Here is a 10845-nt window from a genome sequence, read left to right on the forward strand (position 1 = left end):
GCGGTGAGCTTGAGCGCGGGGAAGAACGCGGACTTGGCCACACCGATGCGCGCATTGGCCGCCGCCATCTGTCGGGTCGCCGCAGCAATGTCCGGTCGCCGCTCGAGCAGCTCCGAAGGCAAGCCCGCGGGAATCGCGGGCAATTCGTTCGCAAGTGGTGCGACGTCGATTGCGAGGACCTCGGGCGGCTTGCCGACGAGCACTGCCAGTGCGTGCTCGAGTTCGCCGCGGCGACGCTCCAGCCCGATGGCTTCGGTGCGCGCATTCGCCTCCTCGGTCTTGGCACGCGCGAGATCGAGCTCGCTGATGTCGCCGAGATCGAAGCGACGCTGCATCAGTCGCACGCTCTCCTCGCGCCACTGCACGGTCTCCCACAGGATGCGCAGCTCTTCGTCGTTGGCGCGCAGCGCGAAGTAGGTCTGCGCGACGTCCGCCTGCAGCGCGAGCGTCACGGAGCGGAAGGTCGCGACAGTGGATTCGTAATCGCTGCGGGACGCGTTGATCGTGTCCGACACGCGCCCGAAGAGATCCACCTCATAGCTCACCGTGATGAGCGCACGCCACGCCGTATACGGATCGACCATCTGACCCGGCGGCAGACCGAGCGAGACCCCCGTGGGCTGAACCCGCGTCGGACCGAAGCCCGCACCCACCTGTGGTATGCGGTCGGCCTTCGCCACGCCCACCAGCGCCCGCGCCTGCGCCACGCGCGCGGCGGCAGCCTGCAGGTTCTGGTTGGCGGCAAGCGCGTCGTCTTCCAGCCGGTCGAGCACCGGATCGTTGAACACCTTCCACCACTGCCCGCGCGGCAGGTCTTCGGACGGCTGCGCCGCCTTCCACGCGCCCCGCTCCTCTGGCGGCAACTCCTTGAAGCGCGGCGGCACCTGGATCTCCGGCTGCTTCAGTTCCGGCGCCAGCGAGCAACCCGCAAGCAGCGCCACCACGCCGATCCATGAGAACCGCATTCTCATCGTGCGCCTCCCGCGTCGGGCGCACTCGCATGTGACGCCTTGGCGCGCGCGCGACCTTTCTTCTGCCGGCGATGCAGCAGCACATAGAACACCGGCGTCAGGAAGAGACCGAAGAAGGTCACGCCGAGCATGCCCCAGAACACCGCCACCCCCATGGCATGGCGCATTTCGGCGCCGGCGCCGGTGGAGAGCACGAGCGGGACCACACCCATGATGAACGCGAACGAAGTCATCAGGATCGGCCGCAGCCGCATGCGGCAGGCTTCCAGCGCTGCGCGCACCGGATCGTGCGCGGGCTCCTTCATCTCCAGCTCGCGCGCGAATTCGACGATCAGGATCGCGTTCTTGCAGGCGAGCCCCATCAGCACGAAGAGCGCGATCTGCGTGAAGATGTTGTTGTCGCCGCCGCTCAGGATCACGCCGCCGATCGCGAAGAGCAGACACATCGGGACGATGAGGATGATGGCGAGCGGCAGCTTGAAACTCTCGTACTGCGCCGAGAGCACCAGGAACACGAGCAGCACGCACAAGGGAAAGACGAGCACCGCGGTGTTACCGGCGAGAATCTCCTGATACGTGAGTTCGGTCCATTCGAAGGTGATGCCACGCGGCAGTGTCTCACGCGCGATGCGTTCGATCGCCGCCTGCGCCTGCCCCGAGCTGAAGCCCGGCGCGGCAGCCCCGTTCAAGTCGGCGGCAGGAAAGGCGTTGTAGCGGATCGCACGATCGGGGCCGAAGCTCGCATCCACGCGCAGCACCGACCCCAGCGGCACCAGTTCGCCCTTGCTGTTGCGCGTCTTCAGCTGAACGATGTCCTCGCCGCGCGAACGGTAAGGCGCATCCGCCTGCACCACGACGCGGTAGGTGCGCCCAAAGCGGTTGAAGTCGTTCACATAGAGCGAGCCCAGGTTGATCTGCATGGTCTCGAACACGTCGGTGAGCGCGACGCCCATGCGCTTCGCCTTGGCGCGGTCCACGTCCGCATAGAGCTGCGGCACATTGATCTGGAAACTCGAAAACACGCCCGAAAGCTCGGGGGTCTGCCACGCCTTTCCCTGCACCGCTTTCATCGCGTTGTAGAGCGCCTCGTCGCCGAGACCGCCGCGGTCCTCGATCTGCAGCTTGAAGCCGCCGATGGTGCCGAGACCGTTGACGGGCGGCGGCGGGAACACCGCAATGAACGCGTCCTCGATCCCGGCCAGGCGCTGGTTGATGGAGCCGGCGATCGCACCGCCGGACAGCTCCGGCGACTTGCGCTTCTCGAACTCGTCGAGACCGAAGAACACGATGCCCGCGTTCGGGGCGTTGGTGAATCCCGCGATGGAGAGCCCAGGAAACGCGACCGCGTCCCTCACCCCCGGCGTCTTCATCGCGATCTCCGACATGCGCCGGATCACCCCCTCGGTGCGGTCGAGCGAAGCGCCGTCGGGAAGCTGCGCGAAACCGACGAGATACTGCTTGTCCTGCACTGGGACGAAACCCTGCGGCACGCGCTGGAACGCAAACCAGGTCAGCGCGATCAGGATGGCATACACGACGAGCGCAATGAGCTTGTGGTTCAGCACCCGCGCGACCGTGTTCTGATATTTCGTGGCGCCGGACTTGAAGGTGCGGTCGAACCAGCGGAAGAAGCCGCCGAGCACGCGGTCCATCGCACGCGTGAGCCAGTCCTTCGGCGCCTCGTGCGGGCGCAGCAGCAACGCGGCGAGCGCCGGCGACAGCGTGAGCGAGTTGAACGCCGAGATGACGGTGGAAATGGCGATGGTGAGGGCGAACTGCCGATAGAACTGCCCGGTGAGCCCCGAGACGAACGCGATCGGCACGAACACCGCGCACAGCGTGAGCGCGATGGCGACGATCGGCCCGCTCACTTCACGCATGGCACGGTAGGTCGCCGTTTTGGCGTCGTAGCCGAGCTCGATGTTGCGCTCCACGTTCTCGACGACGACGATCGCATCGTCGACCACGATGCCGATGGCAAGCACCAGTCCGAACAGTGTCAGCGTGTTGATCGAAAACCCGAGGAGCAGCATGAAGGCGAACGTGCCAACGATGGACACCGGCACCGCCACCAGCGGGATGATGGATGCGCGCCACGTCTGCAGGAACACGATCACCACGATGACCACGAGCAGAACCGCCTCGAACAGCGTCTCGATGACCGCCTGGATGGACTTCTGCACGAACCGCGTCGGGTCGTAGACGATGTCGTAGGACACTCCGGCCGGAAAGTCGCGGCTCATTTCCGCCATCGCCTGGCGCACGTTGTTCGAGAGCTGGATCGCATTCGAACCCGGCGCCTGGAAGATGGCGATCGCGACCGCCGGCTTGTTGTTGAGCAGCGAACGCAGCGCATATTCGCCCGCGCCGAGCTCGATGCGCGCCACGTCCTTCAGCCGCAGCACGCCACCGTCGGGCGAGGTCGCGATGATTACGTCGCCGAACTCCTCTTCGGTAACGAGCCGCCCCTGCGTGTTCACCGAGAGCTGGAAATCCGTGTGCTTCGCTGCCGGCGGCGCCCCGACGACGCCTGCCGCCACCTGCTTGTTCTGCTCGCGCAGCGCGCGCACCACGTCGGAGGCCGTGAGGTTGCGGCTCGCGAGCTTCTGCGGATCGAGCCATACCCGCATCGCATAGTCGCCGGCGCCGAACACCAGCACCTGACCCATGCCGGGAATGCGCTGCAGATTGTCCTTGATGTTGAGCACCGCGAAGTTGCGCAGATAGAGCTCGTCGTAGCGCTCGTCGGGCGACACGATGTGTACCACCATCGCGAAGTCGGGCGAGCTCTTCTGGGTGATGACGCCGATCTGCCGAACTTCCTCCGGCAGGCGCGGCAGCGCGCGCTGCACGCGGTTCTGCACCTGGGTCTCGGCAAGGTCGACGTCGGTGCCGATCTTGAAGGTGACAGTGAGCTGGAGCACGCCGTCGGTAGTCGCCAGCGACTCCATGTAAAGCATGTTCTCGACGCCGTTGATCTGCTCCTCGAGCGGCGCAGCGACGGTCTCGGCGATGACCTTGGGGTTGGCGCCCGGATAGGTCGCGCGCACGACCACGGAAGGCGGAACGACGTCCGGATACTCGCTCACCGGCAGGACGAAGATGGAGAGCAGGCCAGCGAGAAAGATGAGCACCGACAGCACGCCCGCGAAGATCGGGCGGTCGATGAAGAAGCGCGACACGTTCATGGCGTCAGCCCGCGGCGGCGGCGGGAGGCGCGCCGGGTCGACCGTTGCCGGCAGGTGCGTCCATCGGCACCTGTTCCGGGGTCACCGGCGCACCGGGTCACACGCGTTGCAGTCCGTTCACGACGATGAGTTCGCCCGGCTTGAGTCCGGACTCGATGACGCGCAGCCCGTCGACGATGCGGCCGAGCTTCACCTCGCGATACTCTGCCTTGTTCTCGCCGTTCACGACGAGAACGAAGCGCTTGCTCTGGTCGGTGCCGATCGCCCGGTCGGTCACCAGCACTGCCGCACGCGGCTGCGCCGCGTTGCCGATCTGCACGCGCGCGAAGAGCCCCGGCGTAAACCGTCCCGACTGGTTGTCGAGCACGGCGCGCATGCGCACGGTGCCGCTCTGCGGATCGACGCGATTGTCGACGAACTCGAGTTTCCCCTCGTGCGGGAAGCCGCTCTCGTCGGCGAGCCCGACCGCCACCGGCAGCGTGCCACCGCGACTCCGGCCGATGTACTTGAGGAAGGCGCCCTCGTCGACCTCGAACGAGGCGTAGATGGGATGCATGGAAACGACCGTGGTCAACACCGGCGAGTTCGGTACCTCGCCCTGGACAAGGTTGCCGGGGGTGATCTCCGCCTTGCCGACGCGACCGGATACGGGAGCGGTGACGCGCGTATACGAGAGGTTGAGCCGCGCGGTGTCGAGCGCGGCCTGATTCGCGCGCAGCTGCGCCTCCAGGCTGCGCACCGCGGCGGCGGCCTCGTCGTATTCCCGCTTCGAGGTCGCGCGTTCCGCGAGCAGCGCTTCGTTTCGCGCGAGCACGGTGCGCGCAAGATCGAGCTGTGCGCGGGTGTTCACCAGCGTCGCCTGCGCCTGCGCCACGATTGCCTCGAACGGTCGCGGATCGATCAGGAACAGCAGGTCGCCCTTCTTCACTTCGGCGCCTGACTTGAAATGGACGGACTGGATGTAGCCGGTGACCCGCGCGCGCACCTCGACGTGGTCGATCGCCTCGATGCGGCCGGGGAATTCATCCGTCTCGACGATCTGCTTTTCCAGTGCGGGGGCGACACTCACCGGCGGCGGCCCGGACGGCTCGTGCGGGTGCGCCTCGGGCGCCTTGCCGCAGGCAGCGAGCGCAAGCGACAGGGCAACGGCGAGCGCCTGCAGCGCGCGGACGACAATGGCATTGCGGTCGAACATGAGAGGATGTGAATCGATCATGAAGAGGATCCGCTGGCGGGACTGGCGAGCCGCGGGCGCAGAAAGCCGTCGATCACGGCCCAGGCGGCGTCGGTCCAGCACTGTGTGACGGTTTCGATGTGCGGCAGCCGCGAGACCTGCGTCGTCACGCCGGCCGCGATGAGTTTGGCGCCGTACTGCTCCGCCTCGTCGCGCAGGGGATCGCCGTCGCACGTGATGATGAGCGCCGGCGCAAGCCCCGCCAGCCGCGTCGACGACGCCGGCGCGGCATAAGGATGCAGACGGTCTGCCGCGTTCGGCAGGTATGCACGGTAACAGGCCCCACACACCCCCGGTGTATGCGCCGCGCTCGCGACGAAGCGCTGCATGGACGGAGAACTCAGGCTCGGGTCGAGCATGGGGCCGACGAGGATCTGCGCCGCCAGCGCCGGAGCGCCCCGGTCACGCGCCATCATCGCCGCAGCCGCTGCAAGATTGCCGCCCGCCTCCTCCCCTGCCACCGCGATCCGTTTCGCGTCCCAGCCGCGTTGCCGGGCGTCTGTGCTCGCCCACAGCAAGGCGGCGTAGGCGTCCTCTGCAGCGGTTGGGAACGACTGCGCCGTGGCGAGCGTGTACTCGGGCGTCGCTATCCGCAGCTTGAGGCGCGCAGCCATGCACGCCGCAGTCGCCTCGATCGCATCGAGTCCCCCGCGGACGAAGCCGCCACCGTGGTACAAGATCACCAAGGCACCCGGCGCTTCCGCGTCGGCGGGCGCATAGACACGCACACCGAGTTCGCGGTCTTGGCTGCGGAACGCATGCTCCGACACCGTCACCGGTCGGCCGGGGGGAGCGGCTGAAGATCGCCGCCTCGCCCGCATCACCGGACTCCGCGCCCTCAGGAGCGAACCGTGCGCGGGCGCTCGCACCCGTCCCGCGGCGACACATCGACGGTACCGAGCGGCCGCCCGGCCGGCACTTGCGCGCGCTCCGGAGCCGGCTGGGCCGTCTTGCACGACGGCGCCTCCGGCGGAGGCGTCGTCACCCCGAATGCCGCCGCGCTGGTCGCAAGAAAGGCAGCAACGATGGCCTTGTTCAACATGATCCGCTCCCGGTTGAAGAGTCGACACATTGTCGAAAGTGCAGGATAGTCGTTCGGTTTTTCAGGATAAATACCTACATTCTGAATTTACCGTTCAGGATACCGAACAATAACCGGCCAACAAAGCGATCCGTCAAGCCCACAGGCGCACGCAGTTCCCGGGAGGATCCGGGCGTTCGGTGCGGACACCGCATCCGGAAAGGCGCATTTTGCCCAGAACGGCCTGTTCGAGGGCCGCACCACCTCCTTCGACGGACTGCAGTACATCGCGTCCTACGACGATCTCGTCGAAGCCTTTCACTTCGGTGTCGCGCAGAGCGCGCATCCGGAGGACATCGGCGCCACCCACTACATTCTGGCGGGATACGGAGAACACCGTGCCACCGACACTTTCGATGCCGCGCAGTACATCGCGAACTACGCCGACCTGCGCGCAGCCTTCGGCACAAACGAGGATGCGGCGACCCTGCATTACATCCTCGCCGGCTACTTCGAGGGGCGCACCGATGACCACCTGAGCTGATCCCGTTCTCCCAGATTCTTCCAGACGAGGCATCCACGCATGGAACACGCTCTTGGTATTGGATCGTTCGTGGAAGAGAATGCGCAGTTTTGCGAGGGAAGAAAGCGGTGGATCGCTTGCTGGCCATGCAGGTCTTCGTGCAGGTAGTGGACGCGGGCAGTTTTACGCGCGCGGCCGAGGTGCTGCGGTTGCCCAAGGCTTCGGTCACCACGCTCCTGCAGGGACTGGAAGCGCACCTGCGGACGAAGCTCCTCAACCGTACGACGCGCCGCGTGAGCGTCACTGCCGACGGCGCCGCGTACTACGAGCGGTGCGTTCGCATCCTGGCGGAGGTCGAGGAGACCGAGAGCGCGCTCACGCGCACGCGCACGGCCCCGCATGGCCGCCTGCGGGTCGATGTCCCGGCGTCGTTCGGGCGGCGGCTGCTGGTACCGGCGCTGCCGGAGTTCTTCGAGCGCTACCCGGAGATCCGGCTGGAGGTCGGCTGCAGCGACCGCCCCGTCGACCTGCTGGAAGAAGGCGTGGACTGCGTGGTCCGCGGCGGCGAGCAGTCCGATTCAAGTCTCGTCGCACGGCACGTCGCCTCCTATCCCTTCGTCACCTGCGCGACTCCCGCGTATCTCGCCCGCTTCGGGGTACCATCGCACCCGCGTGACCTCGAACGGCATCGCTGCATCCGCTACCTGATGCCGAAAAGCGGCCGCATCGTCGAATGGAACCTGGTGCGCGCCGGCGAGCAGATCACCACCCCGTCGGCGGATGCGTTCGTCGCGGTGAACGACGGTGAAGCTTACGTGGCGGCGGGGCTGGCCGGCCTCGGGGTGCTTCACGCGCCGCGCTTCCTGGTCGATGACGCGCTCGCGGACGGCCGTCTCGTGCACCTGCTCGAAGACTGGGCCACCGATCCGCTGCCCGTCTACGTCATGTATCCGCAGAACCGGCATCTGTCCGCCAAGGTGCGCGCATTCGTCGACTGGGTGGCGGAACTCTTCACCCGGTCGACCGATTCCGGGGCGCATTCACCGTAGGCAGGCTCGCCTGGGCCGACGAGGGTGGGCCGTGATGCGCTAGAGTAGCCGCGTTGCCGCATACCCGAGAAGGGCGCCGCGTCCATGGACATTTCCCTGCTCTTTGCTCTCGTGCTTCTCAACGGTTTCTTCGCGATGTCTGAAATCGCGCTGGTCGCCTCGCGCAAGCCGCGCCTCCAATACCTCGCGGACAACGGCGACAAGAGTGCCCGCGCCGCGATGGAACTGGGCGAGCACCCCACGCGCTTTCTCTCGACGCTGCAGATCGGCATCACCGCGATCGGCGTGCTGAACGGCATCATTGGCGAAGCAACGCTGGCCGAGCCCTTTTCGCTGTGGCTGGAAGACATGGGGGTACCGCCGCGCGCGAGCGAGATCGGCGCCACGGCGCTCGTCGTCGTGGTCATCACCTACGTCACCATCATCCTCGGCGAACTCGTGCCGAAGCGGCTCGGCCAGATCAGCCCCGAAGCGATCGCCCGGCGCGTCGCCCGACCGATCCTGCTGCTCGCGGCAATCGCGAAGCCCTTCGTCCGTCTGCTGGCGGGTTCCACGGAACTGGTGCTGCGCCTGATGGGGGTGGGTTCCACAAAAGCGCAGACGCTCACGGAGGACGAGATTCACGCCATTCTCGCGGAAGGGTCGGAGGCCGGCGTCATCGACGCCCAGGAAGGCGCGATGCTGCGCAACGTCTTCCGCCTCGACGACCGGCAGGTTCTCTCGCTCATGACGCCGCGCTCAGACATCGTATTCCTCGACGTCGAAGCGCCGATCGACGAGTCTCTGCGGAAGATCGGCGAGTCTGAGCACTCCCGCTATCCAGTGTGTCGCGGCGACCTGACGGACATTCTCGGTGTCGCGACCGCCAAGGGTCTGCTCGGGCAGAGCATCCGCGGCGAGAAACCGAACCTGCAGGCCGACCTGCTGCCCGCGGTCTATGTTCCGGAGTCGCTCAACGGCATGGAGCTACTGGAGAACTTCCGCTCGTCGAACGTGCAGTTCGTGCTGGTGGTCGACGAATACGGCGAGGTGCAGGGTCTCGTCACGCTCCAGGACGTGTTCGAGGCCATCATCGGCGAGTTCAAGCCCATGACGCCCGAGGATGCCTGGGCCATCCAGCGTGAGGATGGCTCCTGGCTGCTGGACGGGCTCATCCCCATCCCGGAACTGAAGGACCGCCTTCACGTGCGGACCGTGCCGGAGGAGGACAAGGGCCGCTACCACACCCTGAGCGGAATGGTGATGCTGCTGGCGGGCAAGGTGCCGCGAACCGGGGACAAGATCGAGTGGGAAGGCTGGCACTTCGAGATCGTCGACATGGACGGCACGCGCATCGACAAGGTGCTGGCGACGCCCATCGTTGTCGCTGCCGACGAACTGCTCGAACGCACGCCTGCCGAGGACGACGGTCCGGGCTCCTAGGAAAGCACCGTCGGCAGCTCCGCCGGCCTCATCGGCGTAAGCAGCACCTCCATCTGGTAGAACTTGAAGGTATTGTTCTCCGCGGGCGTGCTGGCAGCGACGGACCGATAGCGGTCGAGCACATCCGTGATGAACGCGCCCCATTCTGCCTCCGGCAGGAACCGCGTCCATTCCGCGAAGGTGACGTGGCAGAAATCGAAGAAGGACTGCCGGCTGCCGAAGTCCCAGGCCTTGTCCTCCACGTCGATGCGCTCGACCTTGAGTCCGCTCTGCTCGGCCAATGTGCGGTAGGCGTCCGGCGCGGGATGGATGTAAGGTCTCTCGCGAGCCGGGAACGATTGCGCCCATCGCGGCGACGCGCACACGTCCTCGATCACGTCCTCCAGACACTTGCGCGGCCCGTCGGGCACAAACCGCAGCAGCGCCTCGCCACCGGGCTTCAATGCCGCATGGATCGACCGCAACACCGCAACCTGATCGCGCACCCAGTGCACGGCGTTGAAGGAGACGATGCGATCGAATTCGTGGCGGTAAGGCAGACTGCGCGCATCGCCGAGCTCGAAGCGCAGATTGGGATGCGTCGACGAGGTGTAATGCCTGCACGCGAAGTCGATCATGTTCTTCGAGGGATCGACACCCAGCACCGAGCCATCGAGAATGCGGTCGGCGATCGCCGCCGTGATCCTGCCGTTGCCGCAGCCGACGTCGAGCACGCGGTCGCGCGCGCCTAGCCTCACGCGGGCGAGATCCTCCGCGGCCATCGCTTCCTGAAGGCTGGAGACGGCCTGGTAACCTGCGGCGTTCCATTCAGACATGTTCGTTCCTTAGGCTGGAATTGCCAGATCGTCTGCTGTAGACGTCGTGCTGTCGATAGCAGTGCCCTTATCCGCGCAGTTGGGGGGACACCAAGTTCTTACCGTCAATTACTTCAAGCATCCAAGCCGACCGCATGGCAGCGCAACCACTCCGCAAGCTCCTCGCGCGAAACCTCGCTCGCTGCGAGCGCAAACATGAAGCGCTCCTGGTCATCGACCGAGGCACGGAGTTCCATTCCGTTCATGACGAGGAAGACTTCCATCGCGGCATGGGCGATGCGTTTGTTGCCGTCGACAAAGCCGTGATTTCGAACCAGCGAAAAGCCGAGAGCGGCTGCCTTGTCTGCGAGAGTCTTATAGGCATCTTCGCCATCGACCGATATCCGCGGTTGGGACAGCGCCGATGCAATTGCACCCAGATCGCGGACACCCGTGCGACCGCCGCTCTCGGCGAGGATGCGCCGGTGAAGCGCGAGAACCTCGCCGAGAGTGAGAAATCTCACTTAGCCAGGCGACGATAGAGTTCGCGGTTCTTCTTCAGCACGCGAGAAGCCGCGGACTCGAAGTCATCTGCGTCGGCGCTGACCAAGTCCGCCACGGCAGCCAGTGCAAGCGCCTCAGC

At 66.0% G+C, this 10845-nt stretch carries 10 protein-coding genes; 2 read left to right on the plus strand and 8 right to left on the minus strand.

Annotation, left to right across the window (positions count from 1 at the left end; translation table 11 throughout):
* The 6 genes from JNK68_00185 to JNK68_00210 form a co-directional block, all read right to left on the minus strand.
* On the minus strand, nt 1-971 hold a 971-nt coding region (locus tag JNK68_00185; GenBank protein ID MBL8538764.1), incomplete at its 3' end, for an efflux transporter outer membrane subunit.
* On the minus strand, nt 968-4159 hold the full coding sequence (locus JNK68_00190; GenBank protein ID MBL8538765.1) for a multidrug efflux RND transporter permease subunit: 3192 nt from the start codon (nt 4157-4159) through the stop codon (nt 968-970). The genes JNK68_00185 and JNK68_00190, both read right to left, overlap by 4 nt.
* A 97-nt stretch (nt 4160-4256) precedes the next feature.
* Nucleotides 4257-5375, minus strand: a complete 1119-nt coding sequence (locus JNK68_00195; GenBank protein ID MBL8538766.1) for an efflux RND transporter periplasmic adaptor subunit — start codon at nt 5373-5375, stop codon at nt 4257-4259.
* Entirely contained in the window at nt 5372-6169 is a 798-nt protein-coding gene (locus tag JNK68_00200; protein ID MBL8538767.1) for an alpha/beta hydrolase, read from the minus strand. The genes JNK68_00195 and JNK68_00200 overlap by 4 nt, the downstream gene beginning before the upstream one ends.
* A gap of 62 nt (nt 6170-6231) precedes the next feature.
* Nucleotides 6232-6435, minus strand: a complete 204-nt coding sequence (locus JNK68_00205; GenBank protein MBL8538768.1) for a hypothetical protein — start codon at nt 6433-6435, stop codon at nt 6232-6234.
* A gap of 133 nt (nt 6436-6568) precedes the next feature.
* A complete protein-coding gene (locus JNK68_00210) occupies nt 6569-6949 on the minus strand; it encodes a hypothetical protein (GenBank protein MBL8538769.1) in 381 nt (126 codons plus the stop codon).
* 116 nt (nt 6950-7065) lie between these two features.
* Between JNK68_00210 and JNK68_00215 the strand changes: the two genes are divergently transcribed.
* Nucleotides 7066-7986 (plus strand): LysR family transcriptional regulator, encoded by a 921-nt coding sequence (locus JNK68_00215; GenBank protein ID MBL8538770.1) that lies wholly within the window; start codon nt 7066-7068, stop codon nt 7984-7986.
* 84 nt (nt 7987-8070) lie between these two features.
* Nucleotides 8071-9408 (plus strand): HlyC/CorC family transporter, encoded by a 1338-nt coding sequence (locus tag JNK68_00220; GenBank protein MBL8538771.1) that lies wholly within the window; start codon nt 8071-8073, stop codon nt 9406-9408.
* Here JNK68_00220 and JNK68_00225 read toward each other — a convergent pair.
* Together JNK68_00225 and JNK68_00230 are read right to left on the minus strand one after the other, a co-directional pair.
* Nucleotides 9405-10223 (minus strand): methyltransferase domain-containing protein, encoded by an 819-nt coding sequence (locus JNK68_00225; protein MBL8538772.1) that lies wholly within the window; start codon nt 10221-10223, stop codon nt 9405-9407. The two genes, JNK68_00220 and JNK68_00225, sit on opposite strands and share 4 nt — an antisense overlap.
* A gap of 113 nt (nt 10224-10336) precedes the next feature.
* Nucleotides 10337-10726, minus strand: coding sequence for a type II toxin-antitoxin system death-on-curing family toxin (locus tag JNK68_00230; protein MBL8538773.1), 390 nt, complete (start codon nt 10724-10726; stop codon nt 10337-10339).
* Between the last annotated feature and the right edge of the window lie 119 nt (nt 10727-10845).

It is taken from the genome of Betaproteobacteria bacterium, assembly GCA_016791345.1.
Classification (GTDB): domain Bacteria; phylum Pseudomonadota; class Gammaproteobacteria; order Burkholderiales; family JAEUMW01; genus JAEUMW01.